This window comes from Limnohabitans sp. 2KL-51, assembly GCF_003063645.1.
GTDB lineage: Bacteria > Pseudomonadota > Gammaproteobacteria > Burkholderiales > Burkholderiaceae_C > Limnohabitans_A.
On the sequence record NZ_NESJ01000009.1, the window covers coordinates 141,031 to 165,620 of the forward strand.

Annotated in this window: 24 protein-coding genes; 13 read left to right on the top strand and 11 right to left on the bottom strand. The window is 61.0% G+C overall.

Features of this window, described 5'->3' with window-relative positions; translation table 11 throughout:
* Positions 1 to 2: 2 nt before the first annotated feature.
* Entirely contained in the window at positions 3 to 935 is a 933-nt protein-coding gene (locus B9Z49_RS11480; RefSeq protein WP_108353579.1) for a 3-keto-5-aminohexanoate cleavage protein, read from the bottom strand.
* A gap of 188 nt (positions 936 to 1,123) precedes the next feature.
* Here B9Z49_RS11480 and B9Z49_RS11485 point away from each other — a divergent pair, with 188 nt between their 5' ends.
* A complete protein-coding gene (locus B9Z49_RS11485; protein ID WP_108353580.1) occupies positions 1,124 to 2,620 on the top strand; it encodes an AMP nucleosidase in 1,497 nt (498 codons plus the stop codon).
* A 48-nt stretch (positions 2,621 to 2,668) separates the two neighbouring features.
* Positions 2,669 to 3,610, top strand: coding sequence for a glutathione synthase (gene gshB, locus B9Z49_RS11490; RefSeq protein ID WP_108353581.1), 942 nt, complete (start codon positions 2,669 to 2,671; stop codon positions 3,608 to 3,610).
* A 27-nt stretch (positions 3,611 to 3,637) separates the two neighbouring features.
* On the opposite strand, the gene B9Z49_RS11495 is transcribed toward gshB, so the two are convergent.
* The 6 genes from B9Z49_RS11495 to B9Z49_RS11520 form a co-directional block, all read right to left on the bottom strand.
* Positions 3,638 to 4,399, bottom strand: a complete 762-nt coding sequence (locus tag B9Z49_RS11495; protein WP_108353582.1) for a hypothetical protein — start codon at positions 4,397 to 4,399, stop codon at positions 3,638 to 3,640.
* A gap of 23 nt (positions 4,400 to 4,422) precedes the next feature.
* Positions 4,423 to 5,190 carry a class II glutamine amidotransferase gene (locus B9Z49_RS11500; RefSeq protein ID WP_108353583.1) on the bottom strand — a complete coding sequence of 256 codons (768 nt, stop codon included), beginning with the start codon at positions 5,188 to 5,190 and terminating at the stop codon, positions 4,423 to 4,425.
* Positions 5,191 to 5,193: 3 nt separating this feature from the next.
* The gene (locus B9Z49_RS11505; protein WP_108353584.1) at positions 5,194 to 6,729 is read right to left on the bottom strand and encodes an MFS transporter; all 1,536 of its coding nucleotides are present in this window, start codon (positions 6,727 to 6,729) and stop codon (positions 5,194 to 5,196) included.
* The gene (locus B9Z49_RS11510; RefSeq protein ID WP_108353585.1) at positions 6,726 to 6,983 is read right to left on the bottom strand and encodes a cysteine-rich CWC family protein; all 258 of its coding nucleotides are present in this window, start codon (positions 6,981 to 6,983) and stop codon (positions 6,726 to 6,728) included. Before B9Z49_RS11510 ends, B9Z49_RS11505 begins: the two co-directional genes overlap by 4 nt.
* Positions 6,984 to 6,995: 12 nt before the next feature.
* On the bottom strand, positions 6,996 to 7,229 hold the full coding sequence (locus tag B9Z49_RS11515; protein WP_108353586.1) for a hypothetical protein: 234 nt from the start codon (positions 7,227 to 7,229) through the stop codon (positions 6,996 to 6,998).
* Positions 7,230 to 7,350: 121 nt separating this feature from the next.
* Positions 7,351 to 9,582 carry a malate synthase G gene (locus B9Z49_RS11520; RefSeq protein WP_108353633.1) on the bottom strand — a complete coding sequence of 744 codons (2,232 nt, stop codon included), beginning with the start codon at positions 9,580 to 9,582 and terminating at the stop codon, positions 7,351 to 7,353.
* A gap of 432 nt (positions 9,583 to 10,014) precedes the next feature.
* On the opposite strand from B9Z49_RS11520, the gene B9Z49_RS11525 reads away from it, so the two are divergent.
* Positions 10,015 to 10,944: a hydroxymethylglutaryl-CoA lyase gene (locus tag B9Z49_RS11525; RefSeq protein WP_108353587.1), complete on the top strand. Its 930-nt coding sequence runs from the start codon at positions 10,015 to 10,017 to the stop codon at positions 10,942 to 10,944.
* A gap of 72 nt (positions 10,945 to 11,016) precedes the next feature.
* Positions 11,017 to 11,943, top strand: coding sequence for a LysR family transcriptional regulator (locus B9Z49_RS11530; RefSeq protein WP_108353588.1), 927 nt, complete (start codon positions 11,017 to 11,019; stop codon positions 11,941 to 11,943).
* Positions 11,944 to 12,083: 140 nt separating this feature from the next.
* On the opposite strand, the gene B9Z49_RS11535 is transcribed toward B9Z49_RS11530, so the two are convergent.
* Positions 12,084 to 12,422, bottom strand: coding sequence for a PsiF family protein (locus B9Z49_RS11535; protein WP_108353589.1), 339 nt, complete (start codon positions 12,420 to 12,422; stop codon positions 12,084 to 12,086).
* Positions 12,423 to 12,609: 187 nt separating this feature from the next.
* Between B9Z49_RS11535 and argS the strand changes: the two genes are divergently transcribed.
* From argS to B9Z49_RS11575, 8 genes are all read left to right on the top strand, one after another.
* Positions 12,610 to 14,295 (top strand): arginine--tRNA ligase, encoded by a 1,686-nt coding sequence (gene argS, locus B9Z49_RS11540; protein ID WP_108353590.1) that lies wholly within the window; start codon positions 12,610 to 12,612, stop codon positions 14,293 to 14,295.
* An 11-nt stretch (positions 14,296 to 14,306) separates the two neighbouring features.
* Complete coding sequence (locus B9Z49_RS11545; RefSeq protein ID WP_108353591.1) at positions 14,307 to 14,945, top strand: SPOR domain-containing protein; 639 nt, start codon at positions 14,307 to 14,309, stop codon at positions 14,943 to 14,945.
* Positions 14,946 to 14,990: 45 nt separating this feature from the next.
* Positions 14,991 to 15,632, top strand: coding sequence for a thiol:disulfide interchange protein DsbA/DsbL (locus B9Z49_RS11550; protein WP_108353592.1), 642 nt, complete (start codon positions 14,991 to 14,993; stop codon positions 15,630 to 15,632).
* Positions 15,633 to 15,794: 162 nt separating this feature from the next.
* Positions 15,795 to 16,424, top strand: a complete 630-nt coding sequence (lptA, locus tag B9Z49_RS11555) for a lipopolysaccharide transport periplasmic protein LptA (RefSeq protein ID WP_108353634.1) — start codon at positions 15,795 to 15,797, stop codon at positions 16,422 to 16,424.
* On the top strand, positions 16,421 to 17,182 hold the full coding sequence (gene lptB / locus B9Z49_RS11560; protein WP_108353593.1) for an LPS export ABC transporter ATP-binding protein: 762 nt from the start codon (positions 16,421 to 16,423) through the stop codon (positions 17,180 to 17,182). Before lptA ends, lptB begins: the two co-directional genes overlap by 4 nt.
* Positions 17,183 to 17,219: 37 nt before the next feature.
* Positions 17,220 to 18,761, top strand: a complete 1,542-nt coding sequence (locus B9Z49_RS11565) for an RNA polymerase factor sigma-54 (RefSeq protein WP_108353594.1) — start codon at positions 17,220 to 17,222, stop codon at positions 18,759 to 18,761.
* A 10-nt stretch (positions 18,762 to 18,771) separates the two neighbouring features.
* Positions 18,772 to 20,085 carry a class I SAM-dependent RNA methyltransferase gene (locus B9Z49_RS11570; RefSeq protein ID WP_199225044.1) on the top strand — a complete coding sequence of 438 codons (1,314 nt, stop codon included), beginning with the start codon at positions 18,772 to 18,774 and terminating at the stop codon, positions 20,083 to 20,085.
* Complete coding sequence (locus B9Z49_RS11575; RefSeq protein ID WP_108353595.1) at positions 20,082 to 20,516, top strand: putative toxin-antitoxin system toxin component, PIN family; 435 nt, start codon at positions 20,082 to 20,084, stop codon at positions 20,514 to 20,516. The genes B9Z49_RS11570 and B9Z49_RS11575 overlap by 4 nt, the downstream gene beginning before the upstream one ends.
* Before the next feature lie 34 nt (positions 20,517 to 20,550).
* Here B9Z49_RS11575 and B9Z49_RS11580 read toward each other — a convergent pair whose 3' ends face one another.
* A complete protein-coding gene (locus tag B9Z49_RS11580; RefSeq protein ID WP_108353596.1) occupies positions 20,551 to 21,612 on the bottom strand; it encodes an STAS-like domain-containing protein in 1,062 nt (353 codons plus the stop codon).
* 174 nt (positions 21,613 to 21,786) lie between these two features.
* On the opposite strand from B9Z49_RS11580, the gene B9Z49_RS11585 reads away from it, so the two are divergent.
* Positions 21,787 to 22,560, top strand: a complete 774-nt coding sequence (locus B9Z49_RS11585) for a YecA family protein (protein WP_108353597.1) — start codon at positions 21,787 to 21,789, stop codon at positions 22,558 to 22,560.
* A gap of 21 nt (positions 22,561 to 22,581) precedes the next feature.
* Here the strand turns inward: B9Z49_RS11585 and B9Z49_RS11590 are convergent, their stop codons facing one another.
* Positions 22,582 to 23,553, bottom strand: a complete 972-nt coding sequence (locus B9Z49_RS11590; RefSeq protein WP_108353598.1) for an alpha/beta fold hydrolase — start codon at positions 23,551 to 23,553, stop codon at positions 22,582 to 22,584.
* Positions 23,553 to 24,575 (bottom strand): Bug family tripartite tricarboxylate transporter substrate binding protein, encoded by a 1,023-nt coding sequence (locus tag B9Z49_RS11595; protein WP_369913541.1) that lies wholly within the window; start codon positions 24,573 to 24,575, stop codon positions 23,553 to 23,555. The genes B9Z49_RS11590 and B9Z49_RS11595 overlap by 1 nt, the downstream gene beginning before the upstream one ends.
* Positions 24,576 to 24,590 lie beyond the last annotated feature (15 nt).

Here is a 24,590-nt window from a genome sequence, read left to right on the forward strand (position 1 = left end):
CCTCAGAAGTTCACCCGATCCCCGCCCTTGAGCGCCAGCATGCTGCGGGCCTCATCGGGTGTGGCGATCTCCAGGTTCAGGGCTTCGAGCACGGTGCGGATGCGCTGGACCTGCTGAGCACTGGACTCGGCCAATTTTCCTGGGCCAATCCACAGCGAGTCTTCCAGCCCCACCCGCACGTTCGAGCCCATGGCCGCACCAATGCTGGCCAACGCGATCTGGCCTTTACCAGCCCCCAAAATCGACCACTGGTAATCGTTGCCAAACAGGCGGTCGGCCGTGCGGCGCATGTGCATCAGGTCTTCGGGGTGCGGGCCGATGCCACCCAAAATGCCGAACACCGATTGCACAAACAAAGGCCCCGTGACCAGCCCCCGGTCACGAAAGTGCGCCAAGTTGTACAGGTGGCTGATGTCGTAGCACTCGAACTCAAAGCGGGTGCCGTTTTCGGTGCCCAGGCGCAAGATGGTCTCGATGTCGTTGTAGGTGTTTTTGAACACCAGATCGCGGCTTTTTTCCAAGTGCTCGCGCTCCCACTCGTGCTCAAAATTTTTGAAGCGGTCGAGCATGGGGAACAAGCCGAAATTCATAGAACCCATGTTGAGCGAAGCCACCTCGGGCTTGAAGGTCAGGGCCGGTTGCATGCGCTCATGCACCGTCATGTGCGGGCTGCCGCCGGTGGTCAGGTTGATGACGGCGTTGGTGCGGGCCTTGATCTTTTGCAAAAACGGCACAAAAAACGCCGGGTCTTGCGTGGGGCGGCCATCGGCCGGGTCACGGGCATGCAGGTGCAAGATGGCAGCACCCGCCTCTGCGGCGGCAATCGCCGCGTCGGCAATCTCGTCGGCGGTCACCGGCAAATGAGGTGACATGCTGGGGGTGTGAATGGCGCCGGTGGGGGCACAGGTGATGATGACTTTGCGGGCTTGACGCATATATAGGCTCCTGAAAGGGCTGCCCCGACAGAGCAGGGTATGCCGCGCAGCTTGCCCGACCCGAGGCCCTTGCGTGGTCACCTAGGCAACACCCCCACCCGAGCTTGAAATGAGGTCAGACAAACGACATGGAGATGCAGCAAAATATCCAGACTTGATCCCATCAGATCGCCCGTCCAGGAATCTCCATGCAGCACCTGCCGCCTTTCATTGCCCCTTCTGAGCACCCAGATGCCGACAGCGCCTTGGCGCAAATCCAGCACATCTACCAGCACAGCGTGAACCACCTGCGCCAGGCCATGCGCGAGTTTGTGGCAGGCGCCGACATGGCCGGCACGCGGGTTCGGGCGTTTTACCCTTTTGTACGGGTACAGGTGACCAGCGCCAGCCGCAAAAGCGCGGGGCTGGACAGCCGCTTGAGCTATGGTTTTGTGGCCGAGCCGGGCCGCTTTGAGACGACCCTGACCCGTCCGGACCTGTTTGCATATTACATCCGCAAGCAGTTGACGCTGCTGCTGCAAAACCACGGCGTAAGCTTGCAAGTGGGCACCAGCAACCAGCCGATTCCGATCCACTTTTCTTTCGCCGACGACGAGCACATGGAAGGCAGCCTGAGTCGAGAGCGGCAGGCCCTGATGCGCGAGGTGTTTGACCTGCCCGACTTGGCAGCCATGGACGACGGCATTGCCAATGGCACGCACGAACCTGCAGCCTCTGAAGCCAGGCCGCTGTCGCTGTTCACCGCGCCGCGAATCGACTATTCACTGCAGCGCCTGCGACACTACACCGGCACCTCGCCGCGCTGGTTTCAAAACTACGTGCTGTTCACCAATTACCAGTTTTATATCGACGAATTCATCGCACTGGGCCGCGCCGAAATGCATAACCCGAGCAGCGAATACATCGCCTTTATAGAACCCGGCAACATGATCACGCACCGCATGGGTCTGCCCTTTGAAGAGGTGGACGCCCTGGGCCAAACACCACCGCGCTTGCCGCAAATGCCCGGCTACCACCTGGTTCGCAAGGGTCACAGCGGCATCACCATGGTCAACATCGGTGTGGGCCCTGCCAATGCCAAGACCATCACCGACCACATTGCCGTGCTGCGCCCGCACGCCTGGCTGATGCTGGGTCACTGCGCGGGCCTGCGCACCACGCAGCAACTGGGCGACTACGTACTGGCCCACGCCTATGTGCGCGAAGACCATGTGCTGGACGAAGAGTTGCCGCTATGGGTGCCGATCCCGGCTCTGGCTGAGGTGCAGGTAGCGCTGGAACGTGCCGTGTCCGAGGTCACCGGTTGTCATGGTGCAGACCTCAAACGCCTGATGCGCACCGGTACCGTGGCCAGCACAGACAACCGCAACTGGGAACTTCTACCCAACAACACCCCCCAACGGCGCTTCAGCCAAAGCCGCGCCGTGGCACTGGACATGGAAAGCGCCACGATTGCCGCCAACGGTTTTCGGTTTCGGGTGCCGTACGGCACGCTGCTGTGCGTGAGCGACAAACCGTTGCACGGCGAGATCAAACTGCCTGGCATGGCCAACCACTTTTACCGCGAGCGCGTCAACCAGCACCTGCAAATCGGCATCCGCACCGTGACCTTGCTGCGCAACGCCGGTCCCGAGCAACTTCACAGCCGCAAGTTGCGCAGCTTTGCCGAGGTGGCGTTTCAATAAGACGCTGCGGCGTCACGGTTTCCACCTTTTTTGTGACACAGTCCAGCCATGCACATTCTTTTCATTGCCGACCCCCTCGAGTCCTTCAAGATTTACAAGGACACCACCTTTGCCATGATGCGCGAAGCGCAAAAACGCGGCCACCAAGTTGTGGCCTGCCAGATGACCGATGTGCGCTGGCAGCATGGCGAAGCCGTGTCAGCCCAGGTGCGCGACATCACACTCACTGGACAACCAGATGCCTGGTTCAACCAGACCGCCACGCGCCGCGCCAACCTCAAGGATTTTGGTGCCGTCATCATGCGCACCGACCCGCCTTTTGACAGCGAATACTTTTACGCCACCCACCTGCTGAGCCAGGCCGAGCGTGAAGGCGCCAAGGTCTTCAACAGCCCGGCCGCGCTGCGCAACCATCCCGAAAAGCTGGCTATTCTGGAGTTTCCGCAGTTCATCGCGCCCACTTTGGTCACCCGCAGCGAAGCCGACATCCGCGCCTTCCATGCCACGCATGGCACCATCATCTTGAAGCCTCTGGACGGCATGGGTGGCACGGGCATCTTCAAAGTGGGAGCCGACGGTCTTAACTTGGGCGTGATCATCGAAACCCTCAACCGGGGTGGCGCACAAACCGTGATGGTGCAAAAGTTCTTGCCCGGTATCGCTCAAGGCGACAAGCGCGTGCTCTTGATCGGTGGCAAGCCCGTGCCGTTTTGTCTGGCGCGTATTCCTCAAGGTGGCGAGGTGCGTGGCAACCTGGCCGCAGGCGGCAAGGGCGTGGCACAACCCATCTCGGCGCGTGACCGCGAAATTGCCCAAGCCCTGGGCCCGATTTTGTTTGCACGCGGCCTGATGCTGGTGGGCCTGGACATCATTGGTGACAGCCTGACTGAGATCAACGTGACCAGCCCGACCTGCTTTCAGGAAATCACCGACCAGATGGGCTGCGACGTGGCAGCGCTGTTCATGGACGCAGTGGAAGCGGCGCTTTGAGACCCAAGGTCTGGCCGGCACACACCATCACTTCACGCCCGTGACGACGGCCTCCTGGATGCAGCGCAAGGGTGGTGCGTCAGTCACCACCAAATTCATGCGCATGACTTGGTCACTGACCGTCATCTTCGAAATGACGGCGCTGCCTACGGCGCCATCCTCGCACTGAAAGGTGCCGACTCCAGACACCTGCCCCCCCGCTTGGCTGGCTTTGAAGGCGATATCGCAACTGCCCGTCTGCAACAAATAGTCATTGGCTGACGTCTGTTTGACGATGCGCATCGTGCCGTAATCAATTTTATTTTTGTTATGCCCTAGGTAATCGCAACCGATGTAGGTGTTCTTGTTTACAAAATCCCAAGAGCCCGTGATGTCCATCGTGGCATACGTGAAGCGCTCCAATGCCATCGTGCCCTCCTTGCCGTCAAAGCTGTAATTGAATTGGGCATGGGTGTCAGTCCCAAAAGTAATGCTGGCCTCACCGACAAGAGTTTGCTTGACTTGCGAGGATGAGTAGCCTGGCCCCGGTGCAGGGCCTGTGCCTCTGTACAAACCGGCTTTTAATACTGTGCCATTCAAAGGTCCTGCCATGGTGAGGTAACTGGCCTTGCCGTCTTCGCCATAGTTGTACCAAGCCACCACCACGGTATTGCCTTGGTGACCCACATTGAAGCCCATGCCACTTTGCTGGGGGTCCCACCACCAATCCTGGTAGTTGCCAGCATGTGACAGCGCGCTGAAAAGCGCCAAGCAAGTACTTGTCAGAATTTGCCAAATTTTCAATCTCATTTTCTTTCTCACTTTGTGTCATTTCAGGGTGAATTCAGTTCACCGTCTGTGAACGTGTATACACGTCCAGCGGTCAAGGCAGTCCAAGATTCGTCGGTGGTCAAGGGCTCAGTCACCACAATGACCACGCGGTCAGTCTCGCGGGTGCACTCGGCAAAGTTCATGCTCAGGTCTTCGTCGCTCAGCGTGGCGCGGGTAAAAGGGTGCCTGCGCAGCACGTAGTGCAAATGGGTGCTGGCGTGTGACCACAGCGCTTGGCCGTTGGACAGCAAAAAGTTGAACGTGCCATGCCTGGCAATCTGCGGCACCAGCTCGCGCAGGGTGCAGCTGAGTTCGTTCACGCTGGGCACGCTGGCGTGCGACTTGGCCAGCTCTTGCATGAGCCAGCAAAATGCCCGCTCGCTGTCGGTCTGCCCCACAGGTTTGAAATTGCCGTGCAGGTGCGGCGCATAGTCCACCAAGTTGCCGTTGTGCGCGAACACCCAGTAGCGCCCCCACAGCTCACGAACAAAGGGGTGGCAGTTTTCCAGGCTCACTTCGCCCTGCGTGGCTTTGCGGATATGGGCAATCACGTTTTGGCTTTTGATCGGGTAGCGGCGGATAAGCTCGGCAATCGGCGAGCTGCTGGCGCTTTGGTGGTCCACAAAGTGGCGCACGCCCTGACCTTCAAAAAAGGCAATGCCCCAGCCGTCCCCGTGATGATCGGTGTGACCGCCGCGCTGGGCAAAGCCGCTGAAGCTGAAGGTCACATCGGTGGGGGTGTTGGCGTTCATACCGAGCAGTTGGCACATGGGTCAATCCTTGACGGTTGCGGCTACAGGCTCGGCCATTTTCCAGGCCGCAAGCAAAGCCAGCGCGGTCATGGTGGCCAGAAAAACAAAGGTCTCATTGAAGGCGCGCAAATCGGCGCTTGCCGGATGGCTTGACGCATGGGCGTACACCTCCAAACGCCACTCCAACACGATGGCGCAAATGCTCACGCCCGCCGCGCCGCCCAGCATGCGCACAAAGCCAATCACGCTGGAAGCCTGTGGGATCAGGTCCTTGGGCAAGCCGCGCAAAGCCCCCAGGTTGAGCGAAGGCAAGATGAAGCCCAGACCAATGCGCCCGAGGATGACCAAAATCCACAGCAAGGCCAAGCCGGCCGCCGGGTGGACCAAGGGCATGAGCGCAAACGACAGCGCCAACAAGGCCAGGCCCCAACTCACCCAATGGGCGGGCGGCATGCGGTGCGACAAACGCCCCACCGCCGCGATGGTCACGGCCAGCAAGATGCCGGCCGGCAACAAGGCGGCACCGATGTAGGACGGCGACAAACCCAGGCCCATCTGCATGTAGACCGGCAGCAAATACGTGGAGCCAAACAGTGCAATGCCGTAGGTGAAGGACACCAGCGCCCCCATGGCGAAATGGCGGTGGCCAAACACCTGCAGGTTCATGAGCGGGCCACGCCGGACTTGGCGGGCCTGGCGCAAGGACTTGGCTTTTCGGCTCGAAGAGGCGGGGCGCACGCGTCGGCGCGGCTTCAGCAAATGACGCTGCCAAACGACAAACACCGCCATGCCCAAGCCGGCCATCGCCAGCAGCACGAAGGCCACTGTTGCGTCATCGCCACGCAACTGCACCAGTCCGTTGAGCAGCATCAAGGTGGAGGCGCTGGCCAGCGCCAGCCCGATCCAGTCCAGCCCCGGGCTGTCAGCATCGGCCTGCACACCGCCCGGGGCCGATGTGGGCACATAGCGGCGCGACAGCCACAGCGCCACCATGGCCAGCGGCACCACCATGAAAAAAATCGAGCGCCAGCCGAACACATCGACCAGCACCCCGCCAATGCTGGGGCCAATGGCGGGGGCCATCACCACACCCACACCGAACAAGCCACTGGCGCGGCCCTGCTCTTCTGACGCAAAAGCACGCAAGATGATGATGGCCGGTATGGGCTGCACCACACCCGCAGCCAAGCCTTCGGCCACGCGTGCGGCCATGACCAGCGGAAAGTCGTTGGCCAAGCCGCCCACCACCCCGCCACCCAGCAGCAACCACATGCACACCTCGTACACCCGGCGGTAGCCGTAGCGCGACAGCAGCCAGGGGGTGGTGAGCATGGACACGGTCATGGCCACCATGAAACCCGATGTCACCCACTGCACCCGGCTTTGCCCCAGTGTGAAGTGCTGGCTCATGTCGGGAATCGCCACGTTCAAGATAGTGGACGACATCACCGCCGCCATGGAGCCGAGCATCACCGACAGCAGCAACAACCAGCGGTGCCGCTCGCCATAACGCGCTTGCAGGGCCTGCAAGCTGTGCGCGTCTTGGGCCTGGGTCATGCGCGCTCCTTCTGCAGGGAGTCTTGCGATGGTTCAAGACTTGGGGTGTGCGATGCGGCCACACAGGTCGCACAGATGCAGGCCTTGTTGCGCGCCGCCTCAGGCACCTGTTTCAATAAATCGGCGCTGAACTGCACCAACGTGCACCAGCAAGGGCCGGATACCACCCGGCCCGGCGTCGCCATGCCGCAGGCGTTGGGCTGGCCACACAAGGGACAGCGGCAAGGGTCCAGTGTGGTTAAGGGCTGGGTCATGGGATCACACACTCAGTCCTTGCCCTGACGGTGCTGCTGCTCATCGCGCCACAGGCGAATGGCCAAAACCACCAGGGGCGTGGTATGCAGGAAAAAGTCAAACATGTCGATGGGTTTGCTCAAGCTGCCGTTCAAAAGCAAGCGCCATTTTTCGGTCAAGTGCGGCTCGGGCACAAAGGGGGCTCCAGCCAAGTAAATGGCCACGACCACCAACAACCATTTGGGTATCCGGTCAATCCAGCGCATCGCGCCCTCCACAAAGCCCTATTTTCAGGCATGCCCGTCACCGCAGAGCATGACGCAAAGCAAAACGGCTCCCAAAGGAGCCGCTTCTTCAAGTGTCAGACCGCGTCCGACGCCAGCCTGTTCAGGCCGCTTTGACCTTCAAGCGCCAAGCGTGCAGCAAAGGCTCGGTGTAACCGGAAGGTTGCGCCTTGCCTTTGAAGACCAAGTCGCAAGCCGCTTTGTAAGCCGCCGACTTGGCAAAATTACCGGCCATCGGCTGGTAAGCCGCGTCGCCCGCGTTTTGTGCGTCCACCACAGCGGCCATGCGCTGCATGGTTTGCTTGACTTGCTTTTCGGTCACGACACCGTGCTGCATCCAGTTGGCCATGTGCTGGCTGGAGATGCGCAGGGTGGCGCGGTCTTCCATCAGGCCCACGCCGTTGATGTCGGGCACTTTGGAGCAGCCCACGCCTTGGTCCACCCAGCGCACCACATAACCCAAGATGCCTTGGGCGTTGTTGTCGAGTTCCTTTTGCTTGTCTTCAGCCGACCAGTTGGCGGCGTCTTTGGCCACCACAGGGAACTGCAACAAAGCGTTGAGCGTGTCTTCGCGCAGTTGTTTCGGGTCTTGCTTGGCAACCGCCTTTTCCATCTGCTTTTGCAGGGCGGGCACGTCCACTTGGTGGTAGTGCATGGCGTGCAGCGTGGCGGCAGTGGGGCTGGGCACCCAGGCGGTGTTGGCACCGGCCATGGGGTGACCGATCTTGGCTTTGAGCATGTCGGCCATCAGGTCGGGCATGGCCCACATGCCTTTGCCGATCTGGGCACGGCCGCGCAGGCCGCAGGCCAGGCCCACGTTGACGTTGTTCTTCTCGTAGGCACCCAACCAGGTGCTGTTCTTGATGTCGCCCTTGCGCATGACGGGACCCGCCAGCATGCAGGTGTGCATTTCGTCGCCGGTGCGGTCCAGGAAACCGGTGTTGATGAAGGCCACGCGGCTCTTGGCAGCGGCAATGCAGGCCTTGAGGTTGGCGCTGGTGCGGCGCTCTTCGTCCATGATGCCCAGCTTGACGGTGGAAGGCTTCATGCCGATGACTTTTTCCACACGGCCAAACAACTCGTCGGCGAACGCGACTTCGGCGGGGCCGTGCATTTTGGGCTTGACGATGTAGACGCTGCCCGTGCGGCTGTTGCGCAGGGGGTGCGAAGACTTTTTCTGCAAGTCGACCAAGGCGCAGGTCACGGTGACCATCGCGTCCAGGATGCCCTCTGGGATCTCATGGTTTTTGCCGTCCGCGCCTTTGTAAAGAATAGCGGGGTTGGTCATCAGGTGACCGACGTTGCGCACAAACATGAGCGAGCGGCCGTGCAACTTGACGGTGCCTTTGCCAGCGGGCTTGGTGTACTCGCGGTCACCGTTCATGGTGCGGGTGAACGTCTTGCCGCCCTTTTGCACTTCTTCGCTGAGGCTGCCTTGCAAGATGCCCAGCCAGTTGGCATAAGCCAGCACTTTGTCGTCGGCGTCCACAGCGGCGACCGAGTCTTCGAGGTCAAGGATGGTGGACAAAGCGCTTTCAGCGATCAGGTCGGACACGCCCGCCGGGTCGGTCTTGCCAATCGGCGTGGACTTGTTGATTTGCAAGTCGAGGTGGATGCCGTTGTGCACAAACAGCACCGAGGCCGGGGCCTTGGCCTCACCGGTGTAGCCCACGAACTGCTTGGCGTCGGCCAAGGTCGTGTTCTTGCCGTTGGCCAGGGTCACGACCAGCTTGCCCGCTTTCACGGCGTAGCCCTTGCTGCCCACATGCGAGCCGGTCTTGAGAGGTGCAGTGCAGTCGAGCACGTTGCGGCAGTAGTCGATGACTTTGGCGCCGCGCTGGGGGTTGTAGCCCGAGCCTTTTTCGCAACCGTCGGCCTCGCTGATCGCGTCGGTGCCGTAAAGCGCGTCGTACAAAGAACCCCAACGGGCGTTGGCGGCATTCAGTGCGTAACGGGCGTTCAAGATCGGCACGACCAACTGAGGGCCCGCCAGCTTGGCCAGTTCGGCGTCCACGTTGGCGGTGGTGGCTTGGGCGTTGCGCGGCTCGGGCACCAAGTAGCCTATTTGGGCGAGGTATTTGCGGTAGGCCTTCATGGCCTTGCCTTCGGCCACGGGGCCGGGGTTGGCGGTGTGCCACGCGTCCATGGCGGTCTGGATGCGGTCACGCTCGGCCAGCAAGGCGATGTTTTTCGGTGCCAAGTCGGCCACGATGTCGTTGAAGCCTTGCCAGAACGTGTCTTTGTCCACGCCGGTAGCGGGCAGCATCTGGTCGTTGATGAAACTCAGCAGTGGGTTGGCCACTTGCAGGTTGTGAATCGCGGTGCGTGCAGTCATGAAAACCTCTGAGGTCAAGTCAAAAAAATGGGAGGAGCCTCTGCTCAAAGCAAACAAGTTGCCATGTGGCCCATAGGATCAAAGACTTTATTCTAAATTTAGACGCCGATAAACCCGCCAGATCTTCATAGACTCATGACTTTTATGCACGAATGGTGGCCCATCTGTGCTCACCCATTGGCAATGCTTGTCACCCCGTGTCATATCTGTCACCCCGGGCTTTAACCGGGGGCCATCTTCTGAACTTTCACGACAGCTGACGGCAAAACATGGATCCCGGATCAAGTCCGGGACGACCGGTATTTGTCACCCCGCCCCCCCGAGCCGGGGTTCATGTTTTCGCCCTTTCAAAGCAATCCTGAATAACTGGATCCCGGTCCAAGTCTGGGATGACAAAACTGACGGCATCAGTCACGGATCAATAATTCAGGCATGACACGACTCCCAAGCCCAAAAATCCTGATCAGCGAAGTCGGCCCGCGCGATGGCCTGCAGTCGGTCAAGGCCATCATGCCCACCGCCGCAAAACTGCGCTGGATCGACGCACTAGCGGCGGCGGGCCTGCGCGAGATTGAAGTGGCCTCGTTTGTGCCCGCCCAACTCTTGCCGCAAATGGCCGATGCCGCGCAGGTGGTGCAACACGCACGGCGCCACAGCGGGGTGCGCATCATGGCGCTGGTGCCCAACGTGCGCGGCGCGCAGGCCGCTCTGGCTGCTGGCGCCCAAAAGCTCACCCTGCCCGTTTCGGCCAGCCCGGCCCACTCGATGGCCAATGTGCGCAAAACGCCCGAGGACATGGTCGAAGAAGTCAAGGCGGTTTTGCGCCTGAGAGACGAGATCGCTCCCGGCGTACCGGTAGAAGTGGGGATGTCCACCGCCTTTGGCTGCACCTTGCAAGGCCCAGTGCCTGAAGCCGATGTGCTGCGTTTGGCCCATTTGCTGGCCGAGGCTGGCGTGGACGAAATTGGCCTGTCGGACACCACCGGCATGGGCAACCCTGCGCAAGTGCAGCGTTTATTCAAACGCATGTTCCAGGAAATCGGCCCCCTCACAGGTGCCGCTCACCTGCACAACACCCGGGGCTTAGGGCTGGCCAATGCCTTGGCCGCTTACGAGGCGGGCGTGCGCTCGTTTGACAGCTCGCTCGGGGGTCTGGGCGGATGCCCTTATGCACCAGGGGCTTCGGGCAATGTGGTGACCGAAGACCTGGTGTTCATGTTTGAGGCCATGGGAATCAGCACCGGCATTGACCTGGACCTGCTCATCGCGGCACGCGATCCTTTGAGAGCCGGGCTGCCCGGCGAACCCCTGTACGGCATGACGCCCGCGGCGGGACTGCCCAAGGGCTGGCACAGCCTTTGAGCACGCTTTTTGCACCTCAATCACCCGTCAAGACGCTGGCATTACAACCTTGAACCCGCATAATCGGGCCCCATGGACAAGCTCAAAGCCTTCGAAACCTTCGTCGCGGTGGCCACCAAAGGGAGCCTGACCGCCGCCGCGCGCACCGAGGGCGTGGCCCCGGCCATCATCGGCCGCAGGCTCGATGCGCTGGAAGAAAACCTGGGTGTGAAGCTGTTGGTGCGCACCACGCGGCGCATCACGCTCACGCACGAAGGCAGTGCTTTTTTGGAAGATTGCCAGCGCTTGATCTCCGATGTGGCCAACGCAGAAGCCAGTGTGTCGGCTGGCGGCGTCAAAGCCAGCGGGCATTTGCGCATCACGGCTCCGGCCGGTTTCGGACGCAGGCATGTCGCCCCCTTGGTGCCACGCTTTCGCGAACTGCACCCCGATGTCTCCATATCGCTGAACCTGAGCGACCGGGTGGTGGACCTGGCGGCCGAAGGTTTTGACTGCGCGGTGCGCGTGGGCGACCTGCCCGACAGCTCTCTGGTAAGCGTGCGCATGGCCGACAACCGCCGCCTGTGCGTGGCCACACCGGGCTATCTGGCGCGGCATGGCACGCCCGCACAACCCTCGGACCTGCTGCAACACGATTGCCTGACCTTGTCGAGCGATGCCTCGCAAACCCGGGGCTGGGCCTTTCGCAGCCCAAAGGATGGTGGGCACGAGGTGGTGCACCTGCGTCCGGGTGGGCCGCTCAACTGCTCGGACGGGCAGGTGCTGCACGACTGGTGCCTGGCCGGTTACGGCATCGCCTGGCGCAGCACCTGGGAAGTAGAAAGCGAAATCCGCTCCGGTCAGCTGGTGGCCGTGCTGGAAGACTTTGCCGCCCCGCCCAATGGCATTTACGTGGTATTTCCGCAGCGCAAGCACTTGCCGCTGCGTGTGAGGCTGTGGATCGATGACTTGAAACACCATTACGCACAGCCCGGTTACTGGCAAGTGGCCAAAGACTGAGTGCACAGAGACCACCAAGGACCATGTCGTTAAGGGCGTGCGGCCTGTGTCCCATCGCCCGTCGTTATCGCCCACCCCAAAAACGAATGCGCCCGCGAGAGCGGGCGCATCACACTGGGCGAGAAACTTTCGACCTGCTTTTACTTCTTCAAGCACTCCGACATGAAGGCCTTGCGCTCGTCGCCTTTTTTGCCAGCGGCCTCGGCGTTACAGGTCTTCATTTTGTTTTGCTGCTTTTCTTGTTTGTTGGCACTCAGGCAGTCTTTCATGAAGGCTTTGCGCTCATCGCCCTTTTTGCCTTCAGCCTCTTTGTTGCAGGTGGCCATTTTGCTTTGCTGAGCTGTTTTATCGGCTGCAGGGGCAGATGCTGCTGGCGCAGCGGCAGTCGCAGCAGCCGCTGGCTTGACGGGGTCGGCGGCGAAAGCCACGCCAGAAACCAAGGCAAAACCCAAAGCGGCGATAGAAAAAGTATGACGCATGAGTGAACTCCCAAAAAATGATCCAAGAACAAAAACACCACACAGGTTTGTGCAGTTCACAAATTAACGCCTCACAGTGACCATTGGGCGACAGCAGTTGTGACCAACTGTAATGGCGGCATATAAAACCGCCCATGACGCCTGCCCTGCAGCGCTGACGTGTCCCGGCCCCGTAAAATCGTCCCCTATGCTTTCTGCCAAACAACATTTGCTCACGGCCCTGGCCGCCGAGCTTGAAAAACTCCAAACCGGCGCGGGTGTGCGTGCGGCCTTCGAATCGCCCAAAGTGGCCGCCCATGGCGACCTGGCCTGCACCGCCGCCATGCAGTTGGCCAAAGGTCTCAAGCAAAACCCCCGGCAGCTGTCCGAAACCCTGCGCAGCGCCTTACTGGCCACCCCCGCGTTCGAGCGCTGGGTCGACGCCATTGAGATCGCCGGGCCGGGCTTCATCAACATCCGTCTCAAAGACGCGGCCAAGCAGGCCGTGGTGCAAGAAGTGCTGCAAGCGGCCGAGTGTTTTGGCGAGCAAGCCGCCCAGTCCAACAAAGTACTGGTCGAATTCGTCTCGGCCAACCCCACCGGCCCGCTGCATGTGGGCCATGGCCGCCAAGCGGCTTTGGGCGACGCGATTTGTAACCTGCTGACCACGCAAGGTCAGCAGGTTTACCGCGAGTTTTATTACAACGATGCGGGTGTGCAGATCGGCACTTTGGCCAACTCCACCCAGCTGCGTGCGAAGGGCTTCAAGCCGGGCGATGCCGAGTGGCCCGAGGCTGCCTACAACGGCGACTACATCCAGGACATCGCCAACGACTTTTTGGCAGGCAAAACCGTTCAGTCTGACGACCGCAGCTGCACGGCCAGCGGCGATGTGAATGACCTGGACGGCATGCGTGAGTTCGCCGTGGCCTATTTGCGTCGCGAGCAAGACTTAGACCTCAAAGCCTTTGACGTTCGCTTTGACAACTACTACCTGGAGTCGAGCCTGTACACCAGCGGTAAGGTCGATGCCGCCGTGCAAAAGCTCAACGAAGCAGGCAAGACCTACGAGCAAGACGGCGCGCTGTGGCTCAAGTCCACCGACTACGGCGACGACAAAGACCGCGTCATGCGCAAGGGCGACGGCACCTACACCTACTTTGTGCCGGATGTGGCGTACCACATCGCCAAGTGGGCGCGCGGCTTCACCCGCGTGGTGAACATCCAGGGCACCGACCACCACGGCACGATTGCCCGTGTGCGGGCAGGCTTGCAGGCGGCGAATGTGGGTATTCCCGAAGGCTATCCCGACTACGTGCTGCACACCATGGTGCGCGTGATGCGCGGCGGCGAAGAGGTCAAGATCTCCAAGCGCGCGGGCAGCTATGTCACGCTTCGCGACCTGATCGAGTGGACCAGTAAGGACGCGGTGCGATTCTTTCTGCTGTCGCGCAAGCCCGACACCGAGTACATCTTCGACATTGATTTGGCGCTGGCGCAAAACAACGACAACCCGGTGTACTACGTGCAGTACGCGCACGCCCGCATCTGCTCGGTGCTGGCGGCTTGGAAAGAAAAAGACAGTGGTGACGTGGCCAAACTGGCCCAAGCTGACTTGTCGCCCCTGCAAAGCCCGCAGGCCCACGCGCTCATGTTGGCCCTGGCCAAATATCCCGAAATGCTGACATCTGCCGCCACCGACTTCGCGCCGCACGATGTGACCTTCTATTTGCGCGACCTGGCCTCGCAGTACCACAGCTACTACGATGCCGAGCGCATTCTGGTGGACGACGAAGCGGTCAAACAAGCGCGACTGGCCTTGGTCGCTGCCACCGCGCAGGTGTTGCGCAACGGCCTCAAAGTGCTGGGCGTGTCGGCCCCGCAAAAAATGTGAACGGATCTGTCATGAACATCCACAGCCAACGCGGCGGTACTTTTCTGGGCTTCATCATCGGTCTGGTGCTGGGCCTGGGCGTTGCATTGGCCGTGGCCATTTATGTGACCAAGGTGCCCACGCCTTTTTCCAACAAGAACCAGCCCCGCTCGACCGCCCAAGACGTGCAGGAAAACGAAAAGAACAAGGACTGGAATCCCAACAGCGTTTTGCAACCCAAGGCGCCCGCCGAACCGCCCTCGCCACCCGATGCCAGTGCAGCAACAACGCCCCAAACTGCAGACAAAGCCCCCGACAAAGCCCCTGCTAACCCCCGACCCGCCGTAACGGCCGACCCATTGGGCGATTTGGCCAAAGCCAAATCAGGACTGAACACACCTGCCACGCCTGCGGCCCCCGCCGATGCCAGCGACCCGTTTGACTACGTGGTGCAGGTCGGCGCTTACCGCACGGGCGCTGACGCGGATGCCCAAAAAGCCAAGCTCGCGCTATTGGGGCTGGACGCCAAGGTTTCTGAGCGGGATCAAGCCGGACGCGTGGTTTACCGCGTACGCTTGGGGCCTTTCAGTGATAAAAACGCCGCTGAACGCGTTCGCGCCCAGCTCGAGAGCAATGGCATCGACAACACCTTGGTTCGCATGCAACGCTGAACCACCCACTTCGCACCCCGGGGTGCACCGACTACAGGAGTTCAAATGAAACGACGCCTTTTTTCAACAGCTATGCTGTCCGTCACCGCGTGGCTGGGCCATACTTCGGCCTGGGCCCAACAAGCTTTCCGCTCAGGCAAGGACTACATCACCCTCGAGCGCTCCGTGGCGACCGAAGCGGGCACTGGCAAGATTGAAGTGCTGGAGTTCTTCTGGTACAGCTGCCCCCACTGCAATCAGTTCGAACCTGCGTTCGAGCAATGGACCAAAAACGCCCCCAAAGATGTGGTGGTGCGCCGCGTGCCCGTGGCCTTCCGGGATGACTTTGTACCCCAGCAGCGCCTGTATTACACGCTCGAAGCCATGAACCTGGTCGAGAAAATGCACATCCGGGTGTTTACCGCCATCCATGGTGAAAAGTTGATGCTCAACTCCGATGCGGCTGTGCTGGCATGGGCCGAAAAGCAAGGCATCGACAAAGCCAAGTTCGAACAGGCCTACAAGTCCTTTGGCGTGGCCACCAAAGCCAAGCGGGCCGTGCAGCTGCAAAACGACTTCAAGATCGAAGGCGTGCCTTCGCTGGGCGTGGCGGGCCGCTTCTACATCGACGGCACCCTGGCCGGCAGCATGCCACGTGCCCTGCAAGTAGCAGATGCGCTGATTGCCCAGAGCCGCCAGAACCGTTGAGCCTTCAGGCATCCCGCCCGGATGCCCGCAGCGTCAAACACAGCCAAAGCCTGCCGCAGATGCGCGCGGGCTTTTTTGTGCCTGCCCTTTGATTTTTTGCCCGGCTGCTGGCGCGAGGCGGGGCGCTTGCACCTACAATGGAACAGATTCACAGCAAGATTCATGCCCCTCAAAACACCTTCCTCTCTTTGCTTGAGCTTCTGGCACCTGTTGGCCCTGTGCGCCAGCTTGCTGGCCCTGCCCAGCCATGCTGAAAAAGCCGACCGCGATCAGCCCATGCAAATCGAAGCCGACAGCATGCGCCATGACCAGGCGCGTCAGTTGACCCAGTTCACCGGCAAGGTGCTAGCGACCAAGGGCACACTGGTTTTGCGCGCCGCCCGCATGGAGGTGCAGCAAGACGCCCAAGGCCGGCAGGTGGCACGTTTATGGGCCGCCCCCTCCGATCGGGTGTTTTTCAGGCAAAAGCGGGAAGGCGTGAACGAATTCACCGAGGGCGAGGCCGAACAGGTCACTTACGACAACCAGGCCGATGTCATAACCCTGAACCAACGAGCCGAAGTGCGCATCTTGCGTGGCAACCAGGTGGCCGACCAACTCAACGGCCACACCATTGTGTTCAACAACACCACTGAAGTCATGACCGTCGACGGCCAGGCCACCAGCGGCCCCGGGCAACGCGTGCGCGCCATCCTGACGCCCCGAAACACCCCGCCTGCACCCACCTCCGACACACCGATCGCACCCGCCTTGCGCGCCAGCCCCGGCCCTGTCCCCGCGCAAAAACCATGAGCATTGCCGTCGCCTCCGACAGTCGCCTGCAAGCGCGCCACCTAAAAAAAGCTTACGGCAGCCGAAAGGTGGTGCACGACGTGTCGGTGCAAGTGGAAAAGGGTGAAGTGGTGGGTTTGTTAGGCCCCAACGGCGCGGGCAAAACCACTTCGTTTTACATGATCGTGGGCCTGGTGCGGGCTGATGGCGGGCAGATCCTGATTGACGGCGAAGACGTCACCCGCATGCCCATCCACAAGCGCTCACGCATGGGCTTGTCGTATTTGCCGCAAGAAGCCTCCATCTTCCGCAAGCTGTCGGTGGCCGACAACGTGCGGGCCATTTTGGAACTGCAAACCGATGCACAAGGCCATGCTTTGAGCAGTGCCCAGGTGGAAAAACGCCTGAGCGAACTGCTGGCCGATTTGCGCGTTGACCACCTGCGCGACTCTCCCTCGTTAGCGCTGTCAGGCGGTGAGCGCCGACGCGTGGAGATTGCCCGCGCCTTGGCCACCGATCCGCGTTTTATCTTGTTGGACGAGCCTTTTGCCGGCATTGACCCGATCGCCGTGATCGAGATCCAGCGCATCATCGCCTTCCTCAAGCAGCGCGGCATCGGCGTACTCATCACCGACCACAACGTGCGCGAGACACTGGGCATTTGCGACCACGCCTACATCATCAGCGAAGGCCGCGTGCTGGCTCAAGGCACACCCGACGAGATCGTGGCCAACGCCGATGTGCGCCGGGTGTACCTGGGCGAACACTTCCGAATGTAATGAAGACAACACGCGTTCACGTCATGAAAGTGCAGGCATGAGACCCGGTCTGTCGCTGCGCATGTCCCAGCACCTGGCGCTCACGCCCCAGTTGCAACAATCGATCCGCCTGCTGCAGCTGTCCACGCTGGAGCTGTCGCAAGAGGTCGACCAGATGCTGGACGACAACCCCTTTTTGGAGCGCGCCGAAGAAGACGCGCCCGCCGAAGCCTTTGGCCTGGACCAAGCCGATGCCCATGTCAGCTTGGGCGATCGGGTGAGTGAAAGCGCCAGCACATCCAGCAGCAGCGACGACAGTCCCAGCGAAAACCGCGACGAAGCAGTGACCGACGTGGCCGAAAGTTGGGATGGCGATGGCAGCGTGGACATGCGCCCCGACGACAGCGAGTGGGGCGGCGACGCCACTCCACGCCAGAACAACGGCGAAGAAACCGCCGACGCCATCGACCTGGCCCGCAGCAGCGGCTCACTCACCGACTTTTTGCACCGCCAGGCCTTGTCGTTGCGCCTGTCCGAACTCGACCGCGCCGCACTGCGCTATCTGATCGAGTCGCTCAACGACGATGGTTACCTGACCGACACCCTGCCCGAACTGGCCGCAGGTCTTGCAGGCAGCGATGACTTTGAACAACTCGACGAGCTGGTGCACAGATTCACTGTGGCGCTGGGCTTGTTGCAATCGCTCGAACCCGTGGGCGTGGGCGCACGCGACCTGGCAGAGTGCCTGCGCATCCAGGTCAAGGCTTGGCTGCAAGACGACCCGGACGACGAAGTAGCCCAAGCGGCACTCGCCATCTGCACGCAACCACTGGACATGCTGGCCAAGCGCGACTTCAAACGCCTGTCGTTGTCGTGCGGGCTGAGCGAAGCCCTGGTCAAGGCCGCTATTCCGTTCATTGCGCGGCTCGAACCCAAGCCAGGCCGCCCCTTTGTTCAGGCCGAGCAAAACATCATCATCCCCGATGTGCTGGTGGTGAACACCAGCAAGACGGCGACACCCAGGTTCCGCATCCAGCTCAACCCCGATGTGATGCCCAAGCTGCGTGTACATGACATCTATGCCAATGCCCTGCGCGGCGGCAAAGGTGACAACCATGCGGGTCTGCAGCAGCGCTTGCAGGAAGCCCGCTGGTTCATCAAGAACATCCAGCAGCGCTTTGACACCATCTTGCGCGTGTCCACCGCCATCGTGGAGCGGCAGAAAAACTTTTTCACGCACGGCGCGCTGGCCATGCGCCCACTGGTGCTGCGCGAAATTGCCGACGAGCTGGGCATGCACGAGTCCACCATCAGTCGCGTCACCACAGCCAAATACATGTCCACGCCGCAAGGCACGTTTGAGCTGAAGTATTTCTTTGGCTCAGGCCTGGGCACGGACAGTGGCGGCGCGGCGTCGAGCACCGCGGTGCGGGCGCTGATCAAGCAATTCGTCGCCGCCGAAAAACCCGCCAAACCTCTGTCGGACAACCAGATTTCCGAGATGCTGAAAGAGCAAGGCATCGATTGCGCCCGCCGCACGGTGGCCAAGTACCGCGAAGCTTTGAAGATCGCCCCTGCGAACCTGCGCAAAACCCTTTGAGAGTATCTGAGTGAATTCATTGAACCTGTTCATGCCTTGCGCCGCTGGCGTTGAGGGCTTCTTGGCCGACGAGGTGCACGCCATCACCGGTCTCACGGGCCAAGACCTGATGACAGGCCGCGGCGGCGTGATGGCCCGCGCCTCGTGGCGCGATGCGATGCGCATCAACCTGCACAGCCGCCTGACCCAGCGCGTGCTGGTCCAGCTGTCGGTCACCGATTACCGCAACGAAAACGACCTGTACAACGCCGCCAGCGAAGTGGCCTGGGAAATCTGGTTCACGCCCAAGCAGACTTTCAAAATCGACATCACGGCGCAGCACAGCCCATTGACCAGCCTGAACTTTGCAGCCCTCAAAATCAAAGACGCGGTAGCCGACCGCTTTCGCAACAAACGCGGTGAGCGTCCCAATGTGGACACCACCTGGCCCGACGTGCGCATTTATGCCCACGTGACGCCCGAAACCCTCACGCTGTACATCGACACCTCGGGCGAGCCTTTGTTCAAGCGCGGTTGGCGCGCCGACAAAGGCGATGCGCCTTTGAAGGAAACCCTGGCCGCGGCCATGATCGCCGCCAGTGGCTGGGACGCCACCGTCCCGCTGTACGACCCCTGCTGCGGCAGCGGCACCATTCCGATCGAAGCGGCGCAAATCGCCTGCGGCATCGCGCCTGGTTTGCAGCGGCGCTTTGGTTTCGAGAAATTGCTCCCCTTCCAGAACCACGTTTGGCAAGGCCTGATCGAAGAAGCCCGTGACCTGGAACACGAACCCACTGCGCCGATTTATGGCAGCGATGTGGCGTTCCGAATGGTGGACTTTTCGGAGCGCAATGCCGAACGTGCAGGCGTGTCGGGCGTGATCGAGTTCCGGGGTGGCGACGCCCTGCAACGCATGCCGCCCAGCGAGACGCCCGGCGTCATGCTGCTCAACCCGCCTTATGGCGAGCGCATTGCGGCGGCTGGTGTCGCGGGGCGTGGGCGTGACAGCTTCCAACCCGGTGCGATTTCGGATGCTCGTGCCAGTTCCCGAGCCGCCGACCAAAGCCACCATCGCGAGACTGCCCAGACCGACGATGGCGGCGACTTCTTCGCCCAGCTGGCCAGCCACTGGAAGAAAAACTACAGCGGCTGGAGCGCCTGGATGCTCACGCCCGACCTGAAGCTGCCCAGCAAAATGCGCCTGAAAGAATCGCGCCGCGTGCCCATGTGGAACGGCCCCATCGAATGCCGCTTGTTCCGCTTCGACATGATCAAGGGCAGCTTGAAGCGCAATGCCTCCCCCACTGCCGACACACCGGGGGCTGACGAAAAGCCAGCGCCATGAGCGCAGCCCCGGATGCGCAAGTTCCGGTGCGGCGCGTACTGGACACCAACATCGTGCTCGACCTGTGGGTGTTTGACGAGCCCAAGGCCGAAGCACTGCGCACCAGCGTGGAGCGCGGCAGCACGCAGTGGCTGGCCACCGCCGCCATGCGCGAAGAGCTGGCTCGCGTGCTGGCCTACCCACAAATCGCCAAACGCCTGACGCACCGCCAACTGCCCGCCAGCGCCGTGCTCGACCACTTTGACCGCTGGGCCCAACTGCAGCCCGACGCGCCCAAAGCCCCCTACGCCTGCAAAGACGCCGACGACCAGAAATTCATCAACTTGGCCGTGCAACACACCGCCGCCCTGCACAGCAAAGACGCGCAAGTGCTGTGCATGAAAAAGCGCCTGGAGCGCTGCGGCGTGGTGCTGAACCCGGCTGCGTCCTGAACCCATGCCCGATCTGACACTTTAGGTCAGCGCCTCAAACCCTCTCGCCGCCGAACAAACTCACCAGCTTGGCCACCTCGGCGCTCATGCCCATGGTCTTGAGGCGGATGTGGGGGTGTGCCGTGGCAAACACGCGGAACACCTCGTCCACAAAGGCTTGACCCACATGGACCACGCCCTCGAAATCGAGGATCACGGTCTTGAACTGGGTGGCCCGGTTCATCACCCATTTGGCTTGCGAACGCGACACCAGCTCGCTGCTCAGCTGAGCCAAGCGAACCGGAATTTCTGTGGTGTGAAAAGCCTCGCCGGGCTCGGCATCGCCCACGTTGTTTGACTCAAAATATTTGAAGTAAACATCATTGGCTACGCGTTGGCTGTCCAGCGCAATCGCCATGCGCACCACCGTTTGCGCCTGTGCGGGTTTGAGCTGTGCGTTGGCATCGATCCAGTCAAAAACAGGCAAAGGGGCGCTGGCCTCATTCAGGTCGAAACGCAAACCATGCGACTCGATGGCAAAGCCATCCATCATGCGCGACGACACAAAAATACCCATGCCGGAGTGGCCTGCTGGCGCGGTGGTGTACTTGCCTTTGGCCAACTCCAAAATGGCCAAGCGAGGGTCAAACAAATCCGCCGCTTTAGCGATCTTGCGGAAAATCCCCTCGCCGTCATCGCCCACCAGCATCTGCAGTTGCCCGCCCTGCGCATGCACGCCCATCACCACATTCTGACCACTGGAATGGTCGAGAGCGTTGTTCAGCATTTCGGTGAAAGCCGTGTAGGCCAGGTTTTTGACGTTGCCCGGCAAATCCGCCAGCAAAGCCGCCAAATGCTGCTCCCACACCACCATCTCGCCACCACGTCGCGCGATCTGGTCAAGGGGTTCAACGCGCAACCAAAAGCGCTTGTCGCCCAAGCTGTAGGTTTGCCGGGTGCCCGTGCCGTGGCGATGCAAGTAACCGGCATCGGCCAACTTCTTGATGCGCCTCGAAACCGCTACCCGCGTCAAGCCTGTTTGTTCGGTTGCAGCGCTGGCCATGGTCCCGCCTTGGGTCGCGCAGCCCAAGATGATTGCATCGTTGATGTCCAGCATTTGTATCTCCAATTAATCTTTTGAAGATATTTATTGTATATCTCAATTTAATTTATTGAATACAAAAATCATTAACCAATGCTTTAAGCCCAGGGTGCAACCCGCGCAGACAAGCACAGGCATGGGGGTCCAACACTCCTCCTTACAATTCTCGCATTGAAATAGGAACACCCCATGAACACGACCGCTGGCTTGGAAGCCGAAGACTTTGACACCCTGGACAACATCCTGGACGACCTGCGCGAGCGCTTTGAAGAAACGCCGCAGTGGGAGTTTTGCGAGGGCTTCATGGCGGCGCTGGTATGCTGCCGCCGCGCCATTCCCGACAGCGAGTGGCTCCCAATGTTGCTGGGCGTTGATGAGGGAGAGGATGGCGGCAGCTTTGCCGACGACGCCCAGCGCCAGCAGTTCATGGCTTTGTGGCAGCGCCGTTTTGACGAAATCAAGCTGGCCCTGGACACCCCGGTGGAAGCGCTGGACGACGACAAGGCTTACGCACCCGAAGTGATGGATGTGCGCGGCGCGATTGCGTCATTGCCCCCAGAAGAACGCGAAGAAATCGAGGACAGCGAGATTCCATCCTTTGCGCAGGTTTGGGCCTTGGGCTTCATGTTCGCGGTGGAAAACTGGCCAAACGAATGGGCTACCCCCAAGGACAAGGACGCGGCCAAGTGGTACGACCTGTCGCTTGAATCGGTCGTGGCCTTGACCGAAGACGACACCGATGTGCCCACCCTGTCGGCACTGTCTGAAGATGGCCCACCCAGCGTGAGCGAAAACCGCCTGAACGCCTATGGCGAGGCGCTGTGGGCGGTGTATGACCTGCGCGAGATCTGGTGCAACATCGGACCGCGAGTGGCGCAGGTCATCAAGACTGCGACACCCGGGCGCAACGATGCTTGCAGCTGCGGGAGCGGGAAAAAGTACAAGAAGTGTTGCGGGGCTTGAGGCCGCCGCAAACCAGTAATCTCAAACCATCCACTTCGCCAGGGCCTCGCTGGTGGCCTCGGGTAATTCTTCGGGAATGAAGTGGCCAGAAGGCATGACCTGACCGGCCACATGTCCCGCGCATTGCGCCTGCCACAACTCAACAGGTTTGAACATGCGGTTGACCACCCCGCGATCCCCCCAAAGCACCAGTGTGTCGCAGGCGATTTTGTCGCCCCGCGCCCGGCCTTCGCGGTCGTGCTGCAGGTCGATGCCCGCGCTGGCGCGGTAGTCTTCGGCTGCGCTGTGGATGGCGGCGGACCAGCCCTTGTCATTGAGCGCCAGGTTGCAAAAGACGCGCTCGTATTCGGCCAGAGCCTCGACCTCGATGTAGCCCAGACCTTGGCTGCCCCAGCCGCCGAGCTTGGCGTGCAGATAGGCCTTGGGGTTGCCGCCGATCATGAACTCGGGCAGCGGTGCGGGCTGCGTCAGGTGGAACCAGTGGTAGTAGGCCTGCGCAAAGGCGAAGTATGGGTCGGCCACCGGGCCTGACACTTCAGGTGTTTTGCCCCACAGACCGCTGTACATGTCAAAGGTGGGCGCGATGTCGATCACGCACAACTTTTTGACGCGGGCGGCATGGTCCACAGCCAAGCGATGCGCCACGCGACCACCCCGGTCATGACCACACAAAAAGAAGTTACCCACGCCCAGCGCGTTGAGAAGACCCACCACTTCTTGCGCCATGGCGCGTTTGCTGTAGTGCGCGTGCTCGGCGTCGCCCACGGCGTGCGACGAATCGCCGTAGCCCCGCAGGTCGGGCATGACCAGGCGGTAACGACCGCGCAAGTTTTGCGCGACGCGGTGCCACATGACATGGGTTTGCGGAAAGCCGTGGAGCAGCACCATCACCGGCAAGTGCGCTTGCGCAGCCCAATCGGCCGATTGCCGAAAGCAAACGGGCAAACCCGCTACGGTGAGCGTTTGCCGCTCAAAGCCATCAAACCAGGCCATCAGTCCACCTTGGCGCCCGATGCCTTGACAACATCGGCCCACTTCTTGTGCTCGCGGTCAATGTGCTCGGCAAATTGCGCGGGCGTGTTGCCGCTGGGGATCGCACCCAGCGTCGCCAAGCGCTCTTTCATGGCAGGGCTCGCCAACGATTTGGCAACCTCTTGCTGGATACGGCTGACCACATCGGCAGGCGTCCCGGCAGGGGCCAACAAACCAAACCAGCTGCTGGCCTCAAAACCTTTGAGCCCGGCGGCCTCTTCCACGGTGGGCAGTTCGGGCATGGCCGCAGAACGCTGGCTGCTGGTCACCGCCAGGGCTTTGAGTTTGCCCCCTTTGATCAGCGGAATAGCAGAGGGCAGGTTGTCAAACATCACGTCCATGTTGCCGCCGGATAAATCCAGCAGGGCTGGGGCAGAACCCCGGTAAGGAATGTGGGCCATGAAAGTGCCGGTCTGAGATTTGAACAACTCACCAGCCAAATGGATGGAGGTGCCATTGCCGCTGGAGGCCATGTTCAGCTTGCCGGGGTTGGCTTTGGCGTACTTGATGAAATCGTTGACGGTGTTGATCTTGTTGGCCGCCGCTTTTTCGGCGTTGATCACCATCACATTGGGCACCCCCGCCACCAAGGTGATCGGCACGAAGTCCTTGATCGGATCGTAGGGCAGCTTGCTGTAAAGGGCGCGGTTGATGCCGTGTGTGCCCACAGTGCCCATGAGCAGGGTGTAGCCATCACCAGGTGACTTGGACACTTGATCGGCACCCAAGTTGCCGCCTGCGCCGCCCTTGTTTTCGATCACGAAGGATTGACCAAACGCTTTGCTCAGATCTGGCGCAATGGCGCGGGCCAGGATGTCGGTGGTGCCGCCGGCTGCGAAGGGCACGACGATTTTGACGGGTTTGCTAGGCCAGGCGGTTTGCGCCCAGGCTGCAGACGTGGTCAACAAAAGAACAGCGGCAGCCATGCCCAAGACAGGGCGGCGGGCGAGTGAACGTGAAAGTGTGCGGGTGATTTGCCTCATAGGTATCTCCTTGTT

Coding starts and splice junctions, on each gene's coding strand:
- B9Z49_RS11575 (WP_108353595.1), top strand. CDS start 20,082: ATGAGCGCAGCCCCGGATGCGCAAGTTCCGGTGCGGCGCGTACTGGAC.
- B9Z49_RS11515 (WP_108353586.1), bottom strand. CDS start 7,229: ATGCGCTGGATTGACCGGATACCCAAATGGTTGTTGGTGGTCGTGGCC.
- B9Z49_RS11485 (WP_108353580.1), top strand. CDS start 1,124: ATGCAGCACCTGCCGCCTTTCATTGCCCCTTCTGAGCACCCAGATGCC.
- B9Z49_RS11500 (WP_108353583.1), bottom strand. CDS start 5,190: ATGTGCCAACTGCTCGGTATGAACGCCAACACCCCCACCGATGTGACC.
- B9Z49_RS11535 (WP_108353589.1), bottom strand. CDS start 12,422: ATGCGTCATACTTTTTCTATCGCCGCTTTGGGTTTTGCCTTGGTTTCT.
- B9Z49_RS11580 (WP_108353596.1), bottom strand. CDS start 21,612: ATGCTGGACATCAACGATGCAATCATCTTGGGCTGCGCGACCCAAGGC.
- B9Z49_RS11510 (WP_108353585.1), bottom strand. CDS start 6,983: ATGACCCAGCCCTTAACCACACTGGACCCTTGCCGCTGTCCCTTGTGT.
- lptB (WP_108353593.1), top strand. CDS start 16,421: ATGAGCATTGCCGTCGCCTCCGACAGTCGCCTGCAAGCGCGCCACCTA.
- lptA (WP_108353634.1), top strand. CDS start 15,795: ATGCCCCTCAAAACACCTTCCTCTCTTTGCTTGAGCTTCTGGCACCTG.
- B9Z49_RS11590 (WP_108353598.1), bottom strand. CDS start 23,553: ATGGCCTGGTTTGATGGCTTTGAGCGGCAAACGCTCACCGTAGCGGGT.
- B9Z49_RS11545 (WP_108353591.1), top strand. CDS start 14,307: ATGAACATCCACAGCCAACGCGGCGGTACTTTTCTGGGCTTCATCATC.
- B9Z49_RS11530 (WP_108353588.1), top strand. CDS start 11,017: ATGGACAAGCTCAAAGCCTTCGAAACCTTCGTCGCGGTGGCCACCAAA.
- B9Z49_RS11525 (WP_108353587.1), top strand. CDS start 10,015: ATGACACGACTCCCAAGCCCAAAAATCCTGATCAGCGAAGTCGGCCCG.
- B9Z49_RS11550 (WP_108353592.1), top strand. CDS start 14,991: ATGAAACGACGCCTTTTTTCAACAGCTATGCTGTCCGTCACCGCGTGG.
- B9Z49_RS11480 (WP_108353579.1), bottom strand. CDS start 935: ATGCGTCAAGCCCGCAAAGTCATCATCACCTGTGCCCCCACCGGCGCC.
- B9Z49_RS11520 (WP_108353633.1), bottom strand. CDS start 9,582: ATGACTGCACGCACCGCGATTCACAACCTGCAAGTGGCCAACCCACTG.
- B9Z49_RS11565 (WP_108353594.1), top strand. CDS start 17,220: ATGAGACCCGGTCTGTCGCTGCGCATGTCCCAGCACCTGGCGCTCACG.
- B9Z49_RS11505 (WP_108353584.1), bottom strand. CDS start 6,729: ATGACCCAGGCCCAAGACGCGCACAGCTTGCAGGCCCTGCAAGCGCGT.
- argS (WP_108353590.1), top strand. CDS start 12,610: ATGCTTTCTGCCAAACAACATTTGCTCACGGCCCTGGCCGCCGAGCTT.
- B9Z49_RS11595 (WP_369913541.1), bottom strand. CDS start 24,575: ATGAGGCAAATCACCCGCACACTTTCACGTTCACTCGCCCGCCGCCCT.
- B9Z49_RS11585 (WP_108353597.1), top strand. CDS start 21,787: ATGAACACGACCGCTGGCTTGGAAGCCGAAGACTTTGACACCCTGGAC.
- B9Z49_RS11495 (WP_108353582.1), bottom strand. CDS start 4,399: ATGAGATTGAAAATTTGGCAAATTCTGACAAGTACTTGCTTGGCGCTT.
- gshB (WP_108353581.1), top strand. CDS start 2,669: ATGCACATTCTTTTCATTGCCGACCCCCTCGAGTCCTTCAAGATTTAC.